The following is an 18,455-nucleotide window of genomic DNA, read 5'->3' as shown; positions in this document are numbered from 1 at the left end:
ACTCACCAAGCGGAAACTTTCGCGCACGACCGGGTTTGCAACCCCGGCCGTGGGGTCCGGCAGGTTCAGCCCGCCGCTTTGCCACAGGCCCCGGCGTACCGGGGCGAAGAAGTCAGAGAGGAATCAGGTGCTCAAGGCATAGCAGTCCGCATCAGCCGCCGGCATCGGCGCGAAGCGGCAAGGCACGGCCAGCCCTCGGCGCGACGAGGCCAAGGCGGAAGCGGAGCGGAAAGGGTAGGAGCAGCCGGTCGGGTTTCGGGCGGAAACCTTGCCGGCAGTTGAGTAGGCAGATGTGGCATAAGGCGGAGAGTTGGTCTGTCCCAAGGACTCCGACCATATGCCCCGCCGAGTAAAGCCCGATAAACCTTATCCTTTTTCCAGCCCGGACGTCAGCGGAAAAGGTAAATCCCCATCGGTGTTAACTGTCAGCTGCTGACGAAACTCGCTGGGGGTAAGGCCAGTAGCCTGCTTGAAGGCCTTGTTGAAAGAAACTTTGTTGTTAAAGCCCACCGCGTACGCCACCTCGATGATGTTGCGCTGCCGGCGCGAGGTGGCGCGCAGCAGCTCCTGGGCCTCGGCCACGCGCAGGGCGTTGAGGTACTCGAAGAAGTTCAGGCCGAGCTGCTCGTTGAGCACCTGCGAGAGGTGGTGCCGGCTCAGGCCCAGGTGCTCGGCCAGCGTATCGAGGCGCAGCTCCGGGCGGCGGTACAGCCGCTCCTGCTGCATCAGCTGCTGCAGCCGCCGGGCCTGCTCCTGGGCCACGCGCGGCGGCAGCCCCGAGTGCTGATAGCGCGCCGGCTCGGTCGGCGGGGTTTCTTCCTCGGTAGCGTTGGCGGCTACCAGATCAGCGGCCTCGGTTGCCGGAGTATCAAGAGCTGCCTGGACCGGTTGGGCCGGTTCGGCCACCGGCTGAAATACCTGCGGCTGCACGAAGGCCAGCACGGCCACCAGGAAGATGAAGGCCGACATGGCCAGGGAAATGGCGTAGTCCCAGCTGCGCGAGAAGAAAGGCAGCTGCACCAACACGTAGTACGAGCCGTTGGCCAGCACGAAGCCCCAGTAGCAGGTCGTGAGCCAGCGGGCCCAGCGCGCCGCCGGGTGCCCCGCGCCGAAAGCCGGCCGCAGCCGCAGCAGCGCCCCGCCGTAGCCCAGCAGCAGCGCCAGGGCCAGCCAGGGCAGCGCCTGATGAAACAGGGCGAAGAATCTGCCGCTCCGCACCAGTTGCGGCCGCTGCAGGGGCGGCGTCAGCAGCCAGGGCAGGCTGAGCAACGTGCCGACGGCGAACGGCAGCCAGTGCGCCCGGCTGGCCGGTCCTTGCCCGGCCGGAGCGGCCAGCCGGCGCAGGTAGAGGTAAAACAGCGGCCCGAACAGCAGGGTGAACAGTTCCACGCCGCCGTTGAGGTAGGGGAAGTATTGCAGGTAGCCGCTCCACCACAGCACGTAATAGAGCAGCGTCAGCGAAAACAAGGTCAGGATGGCCGCCACGTAGCCCACCGGGGTGTGCCGCCGGCCGGCTTGCAGGTAGAGCAGCGGGGCCACGAACAGGCCGAGAAAAGCCACCAGCGCGAAGCCAGTGGTCCACTGGTCGAGGTTGGGCTGTTTCATAGCTAAGGTGTTTTCGGTGGTGGAGTAGTGCGAGCGGAGCGGCGGAGCCTGAGAAATGGATGCAGAAAAGCAGAAAAAGTAGCACGGAACCGGGTGAAAAATTTCGGACAGGCCCTGGCAGCCGGCTGGCATCGATCCGAAAACGCATCATTCGGGCTGCTGGGGCTGATTTTGGCTTTCAAAGCTTCGGGCTGCCGTGGCCCCAAAACGCACGAAGGCCCGGAGCCTAAGCCCCGGGCCTTCGTGTAGAATCCGGCGAATTCGTGCCGCTTAGTCGACCAGGTCGGCCAGCTCCAGCCACCGTTCCCCTTTCGTATCCAGGTCGGCGTCGGTGCGCTTCAGCTCGGCGGCCCAGTCGGCCAGCTCGGTGTGCGTGCCGTTGCCCGAGTTCAGCTGGGTGATAAGCTGCTGCTTGCGGGTTTCCAGCTGCTCGATGTCCTTGCTGAGCTGCTCGTACTCCTTTTTCTCGGCGAAGCTGGCCTTGCGCTTCTGCCCGGCCGGGGCCGGCGCCGCCTTCACCTCCGCCGACGGGGCCACGCCCGCCGCCGCCTTGGCCGTGCGGGCCTGTTCGCGGGCGTACTCCTCGGATTGATACTCCTTCTGCCACTCGCGGTAGTCGGTGTAGTTGCCGGGGAACTGCCGCACCTGCCCGCCGGGCTCCAGCACGAACACGTGCTCCACCAGCGCATCCATGAAGTACCGGTCGTGCGACACGATGAGCAGGCAGCCCGCGAAATTCAGCAGGAAGTCCTCCAGGATGTTCAGCGTGATGATGTCCAGGTCGTTGGTCGGCTCGTCCAGAATCAAAAAGTTCGGATTCTTGATGAGCACGCGCAGCAGCTGCAAGCGGCGCTTTTCGCCCCCGCTCAGCTTGCTTACCAGCGTGTACTGCTGGGCCGGCGGAAACTGAAAGTGCTGCAGGAACTGCGAGGCCGTCACCACGTCGCCATTCGCCATTTCCACCACCTCGGCCACCTCCTTCACGATGTCGATAACGCGCTGCGTCTCGTCGAACTCCAGCTCGTTCTGGGTGTAGTAGCCGAACACGGTGGTCTGGCCTGCGTCCACGGTGCCCGAGTCGGGCTGCAGCTTGCCGGTGAGCATGTTCAGCAGCGTCGACTTGCCCGCCCCGTTCGGCCCGATGAGGCCGATGCGGTCCTTTTTCTTGAACACGTAGCTGAAGTCGTCCAGCACCACTTTGTCGCCGAATTGCTTGTGCAGGTGCTCCACCTCGATGATTTTGCCGCCCTGCCGGGTGGTTTTCACCGACAGCTCCAGCTGGGGGCCGCCAATCTTGGTTTTGGCCTTTTCCTGGGTTTCATAAAAGGCGTCGATGCGGGCCTTCTGCTTGGTGCCGCGGGCCTGGGGCTGCCGGCGCATCCACTCCAATTCCTTGCGGAGCAGGTTGCGGGCTTTTTCCACCTCGGCCACTTCCATCTGCTCCCGCTCGGCCTTTTTCTCCACGAAGTAGGAGTAGTTGCCCTGGTAGCGGTGCACCCGGCCCTGGTCCAGCTCCACGATTTCGTTGGCCACCTTGTCCAGGAAGTACCGGTCGTGGGTGACCATCAGCAGGGTGAGGGTGGGGGAGGCCAGCCGGTTTTCCAGCCACTCGATGGTGTCCAGGTCCAGGTGGTTGGTCGGTTCGTCCAGAATCAGCACCTCCGGCTCCTCGATGAGCACCCGGGCCAGGGCCACGCGCTTGCGCTGCCCGCCCGAAAGCTGCCGCACCGGACGGTCGAGCAGCGGCCCGAGGATGCCCAGGCGGCCCAGAATCTGCTTGACCTGCGCCTCGTAGTCCCAGGCGTTGAGCGCATCCATCTGCTCCATCACCCGCTGCAAATCGTCGGAGCGGTGGTTCGGGTCGTTCACCACGTGCTCGTAGTCGCGGATGGCGGCCAGCGTGTCGTTCTGCGAGGCGAAGATGGTTTGCTCCACCGTCAGCTCCTCGTCGAACTGTGGCTGCTGCCCCAGAAAGGCCACCCGGATGCCCTTGCGCACCGACACCAGGCCGGTATCGGGCTGCTCCAGGCCGGCCAGAATGCGCAGCAAGGTGGTTTTGCCGGCCCCGTTGATGCCGACCAGCGCCACGCGCTGCCCCTGTTGCAGGCCGAAGCCCAGGTCGCGAAACAGCCAGCGGTCCGCGTAATTTTTAGAGAGATTTTCGCCAGAAAGCAGATTCATACCCGCAAAGGTAGACCACGGATTCGACGGATTTTTCGGATTGCCCGGATTTCGGGGACGATGGTAGACGACGATTCACTGGTCGTCATTGTGAGGCGTAGTCGAAGCAACCGCCGGAAGGCGTAGCCAATCCTTCCGCTGCATGACGGCTCAACCAGCAGCACCGCCCGAAACCGGCAACGGTAGTTTCAGGTGGTGCGGGCTTTAAGTCTGCATGTATTGTGACGGCGGTGCTACGATGAGGAAGTATTCGCTACACCTTCCGGCGGTTGCTTCGCGCGCAATGCCTGCCTGTGAGCTGCCTTGCACAATCGTCCCCGAATCCGTTCAATCCGAAAAATCCGTCGAAACGAAGTTCGGCGTAGCCAATCCGTGGTCACAGGATGCGCACCCGGTCGCGGTGCACGTCGTCGCGCAGGATTTCCAGGCCGCGGTAGGCCAGGGGGCGGCCGGTATTGGTGGTCAGCTCGCCGCCGTCCTGGTGCAGGCTGGCCACGTCGAGCACCAACTGGGTGTATTTCCGCTCGCCCAGCTCAATGGCAACGGGGCGGCCGTGGGAGGAATCGTAGTGAGCCAGCGCCTGGTCGATTTCCTCCAGAATGACGCTTCGAAGCATACAAAGCAATGTGGTTTGCTGAGCAACATACGCATTTCGACGCAATAGCCACCGGGCCTCCCGCTTGCGCCGCTTGCGCAAAGCCCGTATGTTGCAGTCCAAATCCGGGGAATTAGCTCAGCTGGCTAGAGCGGTTGCATCGCACGCAACAGGTCATCGGTTCGACTCCGTTATTCTCCACGAAACCCGCTTGGCTGCCCGGCCGAGCGGTTTTTTTACGTGCACTGGCTTTGTCCGCGCGCCCGAAATGCGCCGCCGCCGTACCTTCGGCGCCATGTCTGCCCCTGCTTCCGCCTCCGCCGCTCCCGCCCTGCACGACGCCCGCCCCATCGGCGTGTTCGACAGCGGCATCGGCGGGCTCACCGTGGCCCGCGCCGTCAACCAGCTGCTGCCCCAGGAGCGGCTCGTCTACTTCGGCGACACGGCCCACCTGCCCTACGGCGACAAGAGCACGGCCGCCATTCAGGCCTACTCGGTGAAAATCTGCGACGTGCTGCTGCGCCAGCACTGCAAGGTCATCCTGATTGCCTGCAACTCGGCCTCGGCCGCCGCCTACGAGCTGGTGCGCGAGTACGTGGGCTCCAAGGCCCAGGTGCTCAACGTCATCGACCCCATCGTGCGCCACATCGGGCAGCACTACGCCGGGCGCGAGGTCGGGCTGATCGGGACCAAGCAGACGGTGGGCTCCAACGTGTACCGCAAGAAGCTCGACGCCCTCGACCGCGACATTCGCCTGCACGCCCTGGCCACGCCCCTGCTGGCGCCCATGGTGGAGGAGGGCTTCGTGCGCGGCGCCGTTAGCCAGAGCGTCATCAACACCTACCTGTCGGACCCGGCGCTGGCCGATATCGAAGCCCTGGTGCTGGCCTGCACGCACTACCCGCTCATCCGCGAGCAGATCGAGGAGTATTACCAGGGCCAGATCGACGTGCTCGACCCCTCCGCCATCGTGGCCGAAGCCCTGCGCGAGCTGCTGCAGGCGCACGATCTGGCCGCTCCGGCGGCGGTGCGCCCGCCCCAGCATCATTTCTACGTGTCCGACTTCACGCCCTCGTTTGCCGAAAGCACCCGGCTTTTCTTCGGCCAGGAAGTCAACCTCGAACACTATCCCCTGTGGGAGTAGCCGCCGCGGGCCCGGAGCTTTTTGGCATTGCTTGCAAGCAAGGGCGGCTTCCTGCCCTTCCCGTTGTTTCCTGATGGGCTTTTGGGCCAGCGGCCGGGAGTCAATGCCGGGCGCGGACTGACTCTATACCGGGAAATATTCTGGATTTGCTGTTTTAGTGCAAATAATTTGCTTTTAAGCAATATTTTATACCAAAACTATTGTACGATACTTTTATTTAATTACATTTGGTTGATGTAAGGCTGTTGGTATTCTGATCAACCGCAGCCTTTCGGATTAGTTTATTTCACTGCGCCTGACCGGTCCGCGCCACGGCCCTCACGCGCATTTCTCCACCACATATGCGACGGACAGTTAAAACTGCTCCGCCACCACCGCCTGTGCTGTGGTGGCGGCCCTGGATGATTGCGCTCGGTTGCCTCGTGCTGGGCCTGTTGCACCACCCGGCTCCGGCCCAGACCGCGCCCAAGCCGGGTACTTCGGCCCCGCCGCCCGCCGCCCGGCCGTACGAAACCGCCCCGCCGCGAGAACAGGCCGTATCGACCAAGCAGCTGGAAGAAGCCCTGCGCCGCCTGCTGCGCGCCGACTCGGCGCAGACGCGCCGGTTTCGGCCCACCGAAATCGAGGGGCTGGTGGTAGATCAGACGATTACCAAAGCCGGCCACGACTTCTACGACGTGTTTTACACCACCTGGGAGGCCCCGCCCGGCGCCACCGACTTCACCGTGACCCTGCGGGAGCGGATCGGGCGCGGCAACAGCACCCTGGTGGCCGTGGACGTGAACGACACCGAGCTGCTGGAAATGCCCCTGCAACCCAAGTTCGAGGTGGTGGAGGCCGCCGCCCAGGAGGCCGTGGCCGTGGCCTACGACTTCCTGTTCCGCTCCCAAACCGTGACCAAGCAACTCGAACGGGCCGACCAAGCCGGGTCAGGCCTTTTCTGAGGCTATTGTTCCACCTTCCAAACACCTTACTCTCATGAGCCATTTTACGCTGATTATGCGCCTGGCCTTGTTACTAGGCCTGTTGGTGCTGGGCTCGCGGCAGCCGGCCGCGGCGCAGGACCTGGTGTACGAGCCGAAAAACCCGGCCTTCGGGGGCGGCAACACCTTCAACTACTCCTGGCTGCTGAGCTCGGCCCAGGCCCAGAACACCATCGAGGACAAGACCACCTCGTCGTCCCTGTACCAGCGCGACCCGCTGAAGGACTTCGAGCAGAGCCTGAACCAGCAGATTCTCGCGCAGCTCTCACGCCAGCTCATTACCTCGCAGTTCGGCGAGGGCGCGGTGAAGGAGGGCACTTACACCATCGGCACCTACCAGCTGAACGTGACGCCCACCGGCACCGGCCTCTCGGTGCAGATTACCGACTCAGGCACGGGTAACCAGACGACGATTACCATCCCCTTCATGTAACTCTCTACCCCAGCGCGTGGCGGCCGCCACGCCGCCACGCGCCGGCTTTCGCCCTGCTCCACCGCTATGCGTATTCCCACCCGTTTTGCCCGGACGGCCGCCGCGTTGCTGCTGGCCGGGGTAGCCGGCTGCGCGCCGTATTTTCACCAGCCCTTTGCCACCGAGCGGGCCCGCCTGGGGGCCGAAGTGCGCGCCAGCGCCACGCTGCGCAGCCTGCCCGCCCCCGACGAGCGGGTGGTAGTAGCCGTCTACAAGTTCCGCGACCAGACGGGGCAGTACAAGCCCACGGCCAACGGCTCCAGCTTCTCCACGGCCATTACCCAGGGCGCCACCAGCATCCTGCTGCGCGCCCTGGAAGATTCGCGCTGGTTTGAGCCTATCGAGCGCGAAAACCTGGGCAACCTGCTCAACGAGCGGAAAATCATCCGCAGCAGCCGGGCCGAGTACTCGGAAGCTACCGGCCAGAAAGAGCCCACGCTCCCGCCTTTGCTCTTTGCTGGAGTTATCTTGGAAGGCGGTATTATTTCCTACGACGCCAACATCCTGACCGGCGGGGCCGGGCTGCGCTACTTCGGGGCCGGGGCCTCGGGCCAGTACCGCCAGGACCGCGTGACGGTGTACCTGCGGGCCATCAGCACCAGCAACGGGCAGATTCTGAAGACGGTCTACACCTCCAAGACCATCCTCTCGCAGCAGGTCGATGCCAGCCTGTTCCGGTTTGTGGACTTCAAACGCCTGCTGGAAACCGAAACCGGCTTCACTTACAACGAGCCCACGGAAATGGCCGTGAAGGAAGCCATTGAGAAATCGGTGCAGGCCCTGGTCATCGAGGGCATGCTGGAGGGCCTCTGGGTGCCGCGCAACCCCGCCGACCGCAAAGGCCGGGCCGTGGCCGAATACCTGGCCGAGAAAAGTGAAAACGCCACCATCGACGTGCTGGGCCGCTCCCTGCACGAGCGCCGCAGCAACTTTGGCCTGGGCCTGACCGCCGCCGCCCTGCGCTACGGCGGCGACTACCGCGGCCCGCAGATCCGCCCCGGAGGCGAGCTGACGCTGCGCTACGGCGGCAACCGCCGCCTGAGCGGCGCCGTGAACCTGGGCCGCAGCACCCTGGCCGCCGGCGAGTATTACCGCGAAACGTTCAATTACGCCGAAGCCGCCGCCCACCTGCGCCTGTTTCCGCAGGAGCGCTTGACGCCCTTCCTGTTTGCCGGGGCGGGCATTACCACCCGCAGCCGCATCATGGTGGGCCGCGCCACCGAAATGTTTCCGCACGTGCTGGCCGGTGCCGGCGTCGAATGGCTGCCCACCGACCGGGTCGGCCTGCAGCTCAGCGTCGATAACCACTACTACCTTTCCGACCGGCTCGATGGCATGGTGCAGGGCAAGTACAATGATTTCTATTGGGCCGGTAGGGTAGGGGTGGTATGGTACCTGGGACGGAAAGCTGGAGTGCCCCGCACCGTAACGGCCGCCCCATCGCCGCCCGCCAAACCCTGACCACCAGTCCCAGTGATATGAAATGCCCGCGGTGCTACCCAAGCGTAGACTGCGGGCATTGTCGTGTCCGGAGCAATCCAGTCAGCTCTTTAGAATACCAGTATTGGCAGGACAAAAACGGGCACCAAGCGTAGCCAGGGGCGACTTGCGAATAAGGTAACTGTCAGCATACCAGATTAATACAAGGGTCTGTTTTGATTACTAGGATTATTTCTTCAAAGTATTTTACTTTTTTTATCGCAGAAGCTTGCTTTGATATTATTCTAATATATATTTGTACTGTTCCTCCGGAGGGAACCCGTAGCAATTTCCCCTCTAACCCCAACGCGACCGATGAAACGCATTACTTTCATGCTAGCTGCACTGCTAGCGGCAGGCTACGCCCATGCCCAAAATAATACCAGCACGCTCCTGCAATCGGGCGGCACCAACAACGCCGACGTGACGCAGACCGGCCTGATGAACGAGGCCCACGGCACCCAGGCCGGCGACGGCAACGATTTGAAACAAAGCCAGAACGGCCGCTACAACTTCGAGACGAGCACGCAAACCGGCAACGGCAACGACGCCGTGCAAAGCCAGAACGGCCGCTACAACGAAGCCCGGAGCACCCAGACGGGCAACGACAACACGGCCACTCAGACCCAGGTGGGCCTGTATCACGACGCTCGTATCACCTCGACCGGCAACAGCAACACCTCTACTCAGACGCAGGCAGGGCTGGGCAACCGCGCCCTGGGCACGCAGAATGGCAGCAACAACACCATTTCGCAGACGCAGGGCCTGATTGGCGGCAACGAAGCCTCGGCCCGCCAGATCGGCGACCGGAACAGCGCCACCCAAACCCAGTTGGGTGAATTGAACCAGGCCACCATCGTGCAGGGTGATGGTACGCCCATCGACGGCGACAACACCGCCACGCAGTACCAGACCGGCTCGCTGAACAGCGCTACCGCCCGGCAGCTCGGCGGCCGCAACACTTCGCACCAGGAGCAACTGGAAGCCATCGGCGATGAAGCCACGGTGATTCAGGAAGGCGGCAACGACAACTACGCCCGCCAGAGCCAGCGCCGCGTATCCGAAGGCAACAGCCTGAACCTAGCGCGCATTCAGCAGGTGGGCAACCGCAACCACGCCGAGCAGGATCAGATCGGCAGCCGCAACGATTCGCGTGCCCTGCAGGCCGGTAGCGACAACTACTCGACCCAGACCATCGGCATCGGCGGCTCCGACGACAACGTGGCGAGCGTACTGCAGCGCGGCAACGGCAACCGCGCCGAGCAGGTCATCATCAACGATGAGAACAAACAGACCATCGAGCAGGAAGGCAACAACAGCCGCGCCTACCAGTACACCAACGGCTTCCGCAACGAAGCCTACATCGACCAGGATGGGGACGGCCACCTTGCTCGTCAGACCCAGATTGGCAACGAGAACAGCGCCAAGGTGTGGCAGGGTGCCAGCGGCCAGAACAGCACGATCGAGCAGTATGGCAACAACAACACTGCTAACGTACACCAGGATCATCCTTAACCAACCCGCAGCGAGCTAGCTGCCGCAAACCCTGTTCCGGTTCGGCCCTGCGCCGCCGGAGCAGGGTTTCAGGGTTAGCAGCCCCGTGGCAGTGGCGCTGCGCCACTGCCAACTGCGGCGGCCTTCCGTTCCGGACTTGCTTAGTTATCCGATTCACACAATGAAACCACTCTCCTTGGCGGTGTTCAGCAGCGCGCTGAGCATCCTGGCGCTACCGGTGGTGGCGCAGCAGAATACCGACCGGGAAGGTATTTCCAACGAGCAGCAGCTGGCTGAGCGTTTGGGTACCGAGCGGCTGCCGATGGCCCCGGCCGCCACTGTCGGCCCCAATACGGCCCGATTGCTGCAGCAGGGCCAGCAAAACGAGGCCACGGTGGAGCAGCGCTACGCCGGCGCCGCCGCGCTGGGCAACCTGGTGCAAATCGTGCAGGCGGGCGCCGCCAACCTGGCCGACATCGGGCAGTACGGCGCGGCCAACCGCACCGTGGTGGACCAGCAAGGAGCCGGCAACCGGGCCGAAAGCCAGCTGACCGGTACGGGCATCGAATCTGAAATTCGGCAGCGCGGTAACCAGAACGTGCTGCAACAGGACCTGAGCCTGGACAACCGCAGCTACCTGGTAGAGCAGCGCGGCAACGGCAACGAGCTGGTGCAGCGCGAAAGCGGTGCCGCGCCGGGCCCGGGCTACGAGGTGCGCATGGTCGGCAACGGCATCCGCCTCACCATCGAGCAAGGGCGAGTGTCGCCCTGAAGGTGACCCGACGTCGGCTCCGGCACCTTGCGCGGCCGACGTCGGGCTGCTTTTTCTTCTACTCCTTATATAATGACTGAAGCCATGCTGAATGCCTCCGTACTAGCGGCTGCCGTTGCGGCCTGCCTGGCCACCGCCGCCGATGCCCCCGTCTGCCAGGCGCGCCTGGAAGTGCAGCGCAGCGGCGACAACGTGACCATCACCGGCCACTGCCTCAACAACGGGGCGCCGGCCGCCGCCCGGTGGACCTACGAGCTGCGCGCCGAGAAACAAGGCCGCGGCGGTTCGTCGCGCAATGCCCAGGCGGGCAATTTCGTGGCGGCGCCGGGCCAGGACGTCGTGCTTTCGCGCACCACGCTGAACCTAGGCGCCCACGACGCCTGCCGCCTGCGGCTGCGGGTGCTCGATGAGCAGGGCGCCATCCTGGCCGCCGATTCGCTGCTGCTGCCCGCCGCTCCCTAGCGGCGCCGCTCCCCGATGAGCCCCGAGCTGCCCGCCACAGCGCCTCTGGGCCGTTATCAAGCCTCTTACTTCATGTTCTCCACCACCATGAATCGTCACCCTGCTTCGTCCTGCGCCTGGGCTTTGCTGTGGGCGCTGTGCCTGCTGCTGAGCGCCTGCGAAGAAAACACCGTTGAGCCCGCACGCTACGGCAGCCTGAGCGGAATCGTGCGCGACAGCCGCACCAACGCGCCGCTGCCCAACGTCGTCATTACCACCAATCCGGCCACGTCGTCCTTCACCACCGACAACGAGGGCCGCTTTACTTTGCCCAACCTGACCGTGGCCCAGTACACGCTGTCGTTGCGCAAAACCGACTACAAGAGCGAAACGCTCAACGTGAACGTGGCCGAAGGGCCGGTGACCAGCGTGGAAATCCGCATGGAGAAATCCACCGCCAACCAACGCCCCAACGCCCCCAACCAACCTGCGCCGGCCAACGGCGCCAGCAGCCAGGCCACCAGCCTGACGCTGCGCTGGCACGGCACCGACCCCGACAAAGGCGACTCCCTGCGCTACGACGTCGTGCTCTACGAGGGCAGCTCGACGGGGCGCCAGCAGCTGCTCAGCAACAGCCGCGACACCACCGTGGCCGTGAGCGGGCTGAAATACAACACCAGCTACTTCTGGCAGGTGACCGTGCGCGACCACGCCGGCGAAACCGCCCGCAGCGACGTGTGGACTTTCCAGACCAGCACCTTCCCTGAGCTACGCTATTTGTTTTCGCGCCTGCTCAACGGCAATACCGATATATATGCTACTGACGGCGTAGCCAACGGCATATTGCTGCGCCTGACCAACAGCGCCTTCACCGAAACCTCGCCCCAGCTATGCCCAACACGTGACCGGATTGCTTACACCAGCAATGCCACTGGGCAGTACCAGATTTACACGATGAATCGCGACGGTTCCGCTGCGCAGGTAATCACCACGATTCCGGTAGAGGGGTACTACAACAACGGCTTGGCTTATCACTGGTCCCCCGACGGCTCGCAGCTGATTTATGCCCGCTACGACAAGCTTTACCGCATCAACCGCGACGGCACTGGGCTGACGCTGCTAGCCACCGCTCCCGCCGGCCGCCATTTCCGCGAGCTGGATTGGTCGATGCTGGCCAATAAAATAGTCGTTCAGACCATCGGGGCCAATGCCTACGACGCCGAGATATACCAGTTGAACCCTGATGGCACCGGGCTGACCCAGGTGGTGGCCAACCTGCCGGGCCGGCTGGACTCTCCCAGCTTCAGCGTAGATGGGCGACAGATTCTCTACACCCGCGACCTCGCCGGCATCGACGACCCCACGGGGCGCCAGTTGAACGCCCACATTCTGGTGCAGCGACCCGATGGTACGGGGCTACAAGACTTATCTCTTAACAAACCGGCTGGCACGAACGACATCAACCCTCGGTTTTCGCCCAGCGGGGCCAAGATCATTTTTGTCAATGTAGCGAATGACAACATCACGCCGCCTGAAGTGTGGGTGATGGATGCCGTTGATGGCAACAATCGGGTTCGGTTGCTGCAGAATGCGGCCAGTCCAGACTGGCGGTAATGCCAGCTCGACACCACGACACATGCAAAGGCACTTCCGGTCAGGAAGTGCCTTTTTTTGTAAACCAGTTCGGTCATTGCCCGTATAGCCGCCGGAACCGGACTAAAGCACATAGGGTCAATTGGGAGTTTTGTGCATGAACGCTGTTTTTTTATGTCATATTTAACGAAATATTGACCTTTTCTTGTTTATTAAGTAGTCGAATGCTATAAAAGTATATGAATAGAAGTATTTTTATATTTGTCTCCTGCCCATGATTTGTGTGATGAAAAACTACAAAGGCATGAGAATATGAAAAACAAATTTTTTTATGGGAAATAGCTTCGCACCTTTGTGTGGCATGAAATGTGTTAACGGGCGCACGCTTCTCAGGCAGCCTAAAAGCCGATGTAGACTAAGAAACTTACAATAATAAAAGCAGAAATCAATCATCCAAACCATTACGTTCTGCGTAATGAGCCCCTGAGGGCCTTCCCTCGCTCACTTTGTAACCATTCCTCGCTTTTCATATGAAAAACGCTTACCTAATCGCCACACGACGGCCTGCTTGGCAGCGTCTCTGCGCGATACTCTTCACCCTCTTGAGCTTGTCGCTCACGGGCTATGCCCAGTCGTTTTCGGTGACGTCTTCCGATCCGGCAGATCCACAAAACTTCGGTACGGTGGCAGTAGGCATGTTCTCTGCCTCGAAATCCTATACCGTAACAGGTTCCGGGCTGACTCAGCCGATCAACGTTACGCTGATTCCAGGTTCGCGCTACCAACTTAGCCGCGATAATACCTTCAGCAACCCGCAAACCAGCTTGGAACTGGCTCCGAATGCGAGCGGCAACGTCTCGACGGTTATCTATGCCCGGTTTGCTCCAACGGCAACAGGGGTGGCTAACCGGAGCCTGCAGTTCTCTTCGGACGATACCGGCACGACTACCTCTTTCAATCTGACGGGTACCGGCATTCAAGGTACGCCCACCATTGGGGTGAACCCGCCTTCGGCCACCTTCGGTAACCAAACGGTAAATACCTCTTCCAGCCCCCAGACGCTCAATATCACGGCTACTTCCCTTACTGCTGGGGTTACTGTAACGGCTCCGACTGGCTTTTCGGTAAGCTACAACGGCAGCGTGTACCAGCAATCAGTGGTGGTACCCGTGACCAGCGGCAACACTGGCAACGGCACCGGCGCGGTGAATGCCGGGGTGCAGGTGGTATTTGCCCCGACGGCAGTTCAAAATTACTCGGGCAATGTCAGCTTCGCCAGCGCTGGAGCTACTACCCAGAACGTAGCGGTTTCGGGTACGGGTACGGCTGCTCCGGGCACGCTGACGGTAACGTACTCGCCGAACCCGCTTGACTTTGGCTCGGCCACGGTTGGTACGGCTACGGCCTCGCAGTCTTTCGTGGTGAACGGTAGCGGCCTCAACAGCAACGTAACCATTACGGCAACCAATAATTACCAGGTCCGGGTCGGTTCGAACGCTTTCGGGCAGACGGCAACGATTCCTGTCACGAACGGCACGGTAACCAACGTAACCGTTGATGTGCGCTTTACGCCGGCCTCGGCTGGCACTAAATCGGAAACGATTCAAGTAGCAGCTAATAATGCTACCACGCAGGTAAACGTAACCGGGGTAGGCGTAGCTGGCTCGACGGGCGCCACCATCAACGTCAACCCGACGACGATTACGTTCGGCAACGTTACGCAGAGCGGTTCGGCTGACACGCGCACCCTCACGGTGAGTGGCACCAACCTGGGCACGAACCCGATTACGCTGACGCCGTCGAATGCCAACATTCAACTGCGTAATGCCTCCGCTGGTGGTGCATTCGTAGCAGGTCCGCTGGTCATTGCCTCCTCGGGTGGTACCATCACGCCAATTACTGTGGAAGTCCGCCTTGTGGCTCCCATTGGCCAAGGTGCCTTTGCTGGCACGATTGAAGCCTCAAGCCCGGGTGCTACCCCGGTGACGGTGTCGGTATCGGCTACCTCCAACGGTAACGTGTCGGATATTTCCATCACGAACCCGGCCAACAACAGCTTTACGTTTGCTACCCGTCCGGCCACGTTCTCGGTTTCGCAGTCGTTCCTGATTTCGGGCACCAACCTGCTGCAGGACATCGTGGTAACCCCGGCCGGTACCAGCGGCAGCTACTTCCAAGTGTCGACGGACAACGTGAACTTCTTCACCTCGGTGACGCTGACGCGTGACGGGCAGAACAACGTGCCCCAGCAGCCGATCTACGTGCGCTTCGTGCCGGGCAACCAAGCCCTGACGGTTAACGCCCTGATCCGGGCCTCCAGCTCGCCGGCTCCTGACCGTGACGTATCGGTGACGGGTATCAGCGAACCGACCATCCGCCTGCTGCAACCCCTGGGTTCGTTCGGCGATGCTACGGTGAAAAACACCAAGTCGGCCTCCAAGACCATCCGTCTGGAAACCTTCCTGCTGACCGGGCCGCTGAACCTCTACTTCCCGAACGATACGGAAGACGTTGGCCGTAACCCCGCTGGGACGCCGCAGTACGAGTTTGACATTGTGAACGGTGGCAACCCCACCAACCAATCGGTCAACAACGGCTACGTGTTTGCGGATACGCTGCTCAACAACATGGACGGCAACCGCATTGTGAACCTGCTGGTGCGCTACGCCCCGACCCGCGTTGGTGCTGCTACGCAAGAGCTGACCTTCACCAACCAGGCGCTGAACAACGGCCAGCCGCTGATGCTGCTGAGCGGCAACGGGCGCGCTACGGGCTTCGCTATTGCAGAAGAACCGACGGCGCAATCGACGGCACAGATTGTGCGTCCTACCGGTAGCACCACGGCCACCATTACGTTCGATCTGAGCAACCCGCCCACTGGCACGACCTACGGTCAGAACCGCCTCGTAATTGCTTCGCGTACTTACACGCTGCTGCCCACGAGCCTGTTCCCGACGGACAAGTCGAACTTCAACCCCGGCACGACGGTGGGTGGCGCCTACCAGTACGGTACTGGCACGACCATCGAAGCCAGCACGGGCACGTTCGTAGTGTTCAGCGGCGCAGCTAACAGCTTCACCGTTGGCAACCTGAACTCGAGCGAGAACTACTACTTCTTCGCCTTCGAATTCAACGACGACGGCCTGCTGAACGCTGAGAACTACAAAGTGCCGAACAACCAGCCCCAGACGCCGCTGCCGGTGGACTTGGTATCGTTCACGGCTAAGCTGCGCAACGGCCGCACTCACCTGAACTGGGTAACGGCTCAGGAGAAAAACAACCGCGGATTTGAAGTACAGCGCAGCCAAGACGGCCGTGAATTCAAGACCATCGGTTTCGTGGATGGCCGCGGCAACACCACCAGCCAGAGCGAATACAACCACGAGGATGCCCAGCCGCTGACCGGCGTATCGTACTACCGCCTGCGTCAGCTGGACACCGACGGCACGCCGCACATCCTGCCGGTCGTATCCATCCGCAACGGTGGCAAGCTGGAAGTGTCGATGTACCCGAACCCGGTTGCTGACAAGCTGAACGTCCGCGTAAGCGGCGCCAGCTCGGACGCTACGGTGCAGGTAACCGACCTGATGGGCCGCCTGGTCCTGAACGGCAAGCTCGGCATGGATGGCGCCTTTGATGTAACCAGCCTGAAAACCGGCACTTACATTGTGACGGTTGGCAGCGGCGACGAAAAAGTCAGCCAGAAAATCGTCAAGCAGTAATCGGCACTGCTGATTATGAAGAAAGCTCCCCGCCCCCGGCGGGGAGCTTTTTTTATGCCCTGGGCAGCAACACAGGCCCGGCGAATTCAGTATGAAGCCCGGACCACGACGGCGCCTTCGGTGTGCCGCATAACCCGACTTTCCACCTTTTAATGGCTCTATGCCCGTGAAAACAACTTCTACAACCGCGAGGACCAGCAGGTGGCACCTGAGCTGCCTATCCGCACTACTCACCCTTGGAACCTTCTCCCTACAAGCGGCACCCTTCACCTCCGGAAACCTCGTGGTCGTGCGCGTGGGCGACGGCACGGCGGCCGTAGCTTCCGGCACAGCTGCGGCCGTGTTTCTGGACGAGTACACGCCCAATGGCAACTTGGTGCAGAGCATTGCGCTGCCGACGAGTGGCAGCGGTAGCCAGAAACAGTTTACGCTGACGGCCAGCGCCACTTCGGAGGGGATGTTGGCCCTGTCGACGGACCGGCGCTACCTGACGCTGGTGGGCTACGACGCGGCGCCGGCCACGACCTCGGTCACGGCTTCGGCGGCGGCGCGGGTAGTGGCCCGCATCGACGTAAATGGCAGCATCGACACCTCGACCGGGCTGACGGATGCCTACTTGGCCAGCAGCCCGCGCGGCGCAGCCACCGACGATGGTACGCGCTTCTGGCTGGCCGGTACTGGCTCGCCCACCAGTAGCGGCGGCACGCGCTCCGCCACGCTGGGCGCTACTACTTCTACGCTGCTGAGCACTGCGCCTACCAACGTGCGCGCGGTTGGCATCTACGGCGGGCAGCTTTACATTTCCTCCAGCTCGGGCACGAACATCGGGGTGAATACCGTGGGCACCGGCCTGCCGACCACGGCTGGCCAGAACACTACGCTGGTTATTCCGGGCAACGGAACCAGCCCTTCGCCCTACGGCTTTGCGCTGGTAGACATGGATGCCACGGTACCCGGTCCCGATGTCGCCTACGTGGCCGATGACCGCTCGGGCGCGGGCGGCGGCATCAACAAATACTCGCTGGTGAACGGTACGTGGACCTACAACGGTGTCATTGCCTCGACAGCGGGGCTGCGCGGGCTGACCGTGCAGGCCGTGGGCAACTCGGCTACGCTGTTTGCCACCGGCACGACCGGGCTGTACTCGGCCACCGACGTAACGGGCTACAACGCGGCGCCCGACCCGAACTCGTCGCTGGTGACGATTAAGACGGTGGCGGCCAATACGGTTTTCCGGGGTGTGGCTTTTGCACCCGTTAACGCGGCTACCCAGGTGCCGTCTATTGCTAGCTTCTCGCCGCTGAGTGGGACGGTGGGCACGGTGGTAACGATTACGGGCACTAATCTGACCGGCGCCACGGCTGTGACCTTCAATGGCACAGCCGCTACCGCTTTCACCGTCAACTCGGCCACGTCCATCACGGCCACGGTGCCGACTGGGGCTACCTCGGGCACCATCGCGGTGACCACGCCCGGCGGCACGGCTACGTCGAGCCTGAGCTTCACGGTGACGGCGCCCAACCCGGCCCCGACGCTGACCAGCATTTCGCCCAACACGGCCGCGGCCGGCAGCGCCGACTTTACGCTGACGGCGAGCGGGTCCAACTTCCTGGGCTCTTCGGTGGTGAACTTCAACGGCGCAGCTCTGAACACTACCTTCGTATCGGCTGGTCAGCTGACGGCCACCGTGCCGGCCTCGGCTATAGTGGCGGCAGGTACTTATAATGTGACGGTAACCAACCCGGCACCGGGCGGTGGTACTTCGGCGGCACTGCCTTTCACAGTAACCTCCGCTACCCCAGCGCCGGCCATAACGAGCTTCACGCCGACCAGCGGCCCGGTGGGCACGGTGGTAACGATTACGGGTACGAACCTGACCGGGGCCACGGCCGTGACCTTCAACGGCACGGCGGCCACCGCTTTCAGCGTGACCAACGCCACCACGATTTCGGCCACGGTGCCGACGGGCGCTAC

The 18,455-nt window shown here is 62.4% G+C and carries 13 protein-coding genes and 1 tRNA gene; 11 read left to right on the top strand and 3 right to left on the bottom strand.

The features are described from left to right. Positions 1 to 366: 366 nt before the first annotated feature. The 3 genes from FDY95_RS19910 to FDY95_RS19900 form a co-directional block, all read right to left on the bottom strand. Positions 367 to 1,605, bottom strand: coding sequence for a helix-turn-helix domain-containing protein (locus tag FDY95_RS19910; protein ID WP_138080286.1), 1,239 nt, complete (start codon positions 1,603 to 1,605; stop codon positions 367 to 369). Positions 1,606 to 1,875: 270 nt separating this feature from the next. Next, positions 1,876 to 3,786 carry an ABC-F family ATP-binding cassette domain-containing protein gene (locus tag FDY95_RS19905; protein WP_138080285.1) on the bottom strand — a complete coding sequence of 637 codons (1,911 nt, stop codon included), beginning with the start codon at positions 3,784 to 3,786 and terminating at the stop codon, positions 1,876 to 1,878. Between the two features lie 376 nt (positions 3,787 to 4,162). Further along, positions 4,163 to 4,402, bottom strand: a complete 240-nt coding sequence (locus FDY95_RS19900; protein WP_138080284.1) for a hypothetical protein — start codon at positions 4,400 to 4,402, stop codon at positions 4,163 to 4,165. A 106-nt stretch (positions 4,403 to 4,508) separates the two neighbouring features. Between FDY95_RS19900 and FDY95_RS19895 the strand changes: the two genes are divergently transcribed. The 11 genes from FDY95_RS19895 to FDY95_RS19845 all read left to right on the top strand — a co-directional run. Next, positions 4,509 to 4,582, top strand: a tRNA-Ala gene (locus FDY95_RS19895). A gap of 94 nt (positions 4,583 to 4,676) precedes the next feature. Further along, a complete protein-coding gene (gene murI, locus FDY95_RS19890; protein ID WP_171025764.1) occupies positions 4,677 to 5,525 on the top strand; it encodes a glutamate racemase in 849 nt (282 codons plus the stop codon). Positions 5,526 to 5,905: 380 nt separating this feature from the next. Next, a complete protein-coding gene (locus tag FDY95_RS19885; protein ID WP_138080283.1) occupies positions 5,906 to 6,469 on the top strand; it encodes a CsgE family curli-type amyloid fiber assembly protein in 564 nt (187 codons plus the stop codon). Positions 6,470 to 6,503: 34 nt separating this feature from the next. Then, positions 6,504 to 6,941: a curli production assembly/transport component CsgF gene (locus FDY95_RS19880; protein ID WP_246074089.1), complete on the top strand. Its 438-nt coding sequence runs from the start codon at positions 6,504 to 6,506 to the stop codon at positions 6,939 to 6,941. A gap of 66 nt (positions 6,942 to 7,007) precedes the next feature. Beyond that, on the top strand, positions 7,008 to 8,441 hold the full coding sequence (locus FDY95_RS19875) for a CsgG/HfaB family protein (protein WP_138080282.1): 1,434 nt from the start codon (positions 7,008 to 7,010) through the stop codon (positions 8,439 to 8,441). Between the two features lie 333 nt (positions 8,442 to 8,774). After that, positions 8,775 to 9,974 (top strand): hypothetical protein, encoded by a 1,200-nt coding sequence (locus tag FDY95_RS19870; protein ID WP_138080281.1) that lies wholly within the window; start codon positions 8,775 to 8,777, stop codon positions 9,972 to 9,974. Between the two features lie 160 nt (positions 9,975 to 10,134). Next, on the top strand, positions 10,135 to 10,725 hold the full coding sequence (locus tag FDY95_RS19865) for a hypothetical protein (protein ID WP_138080280.1): 591 nt from the start codon (positions 10,135 to 10,137) through the stop codon (positions 10,723 to 10,725). 72 nt (positions 10,726 to 10,797) lie between these two features. Beyond that, entirely contained in the window at positions 10,798 to 11,187 is a 390-nt protein-coding gene (gene csgH / locus FDY95_RS19860; RefSeq protein ID WP_138080279.1) for a curli-like amyloid fiber formation chaperone CsgH, read from the top strand. Between the two features lie 87 nt (positions 11,188 to 11,274). Continuing rightward, a complete protein-coding gene (locus tag FDY95_RS19855) occupies positions 11,275 to 12,780 on the top strand; it encodes a carboxypeptidase regulatory-like domain-containing protein (RefSeq protein ID WP_171025763.1) in 1,506 nt (501 codons plus the stop codon). A gap of 878 nt (positions 12,781 to 13,658) precedes the next feature. Continuing rightward, on the top strand, positions 13,659 to 16,481 hold the full coding sequence (locus FDY95_RS19850; RefSeq protein WP_171025762.1) for a T9SS type A sorting domain-containing protein: 2,823 nt from the start codon (positions 13,659 to 13,661) through the stop codon (positions 16,479 to 16,481). Between the two features lie 283 nt (positions 16,482 to 16,764). Next, on the top strand, positions 16,765 to 18,455 hold a 1,691-nt coding region (locus FDY95_RS19845), incomplete at its 3' end, for a beta strand repeat-containing protein (RefSeq protein ID WP_212744937.1).

It is taken from the genome of Hymenobacter jeollabukensis, from assembly GCF_005771675.1.
Taxonomy (GTDB): domain Bacteria; phylum Bacteroidota; class Bacteroidia; order Cytophagales; family Hymenobacteraceae; genus Solirubrum; species Solirubrum jeollabukense.
Note: the sequence above shows the minus strand (reverse complement) of the source record. Positions and strands in the feature narration are given on the sequence as shown.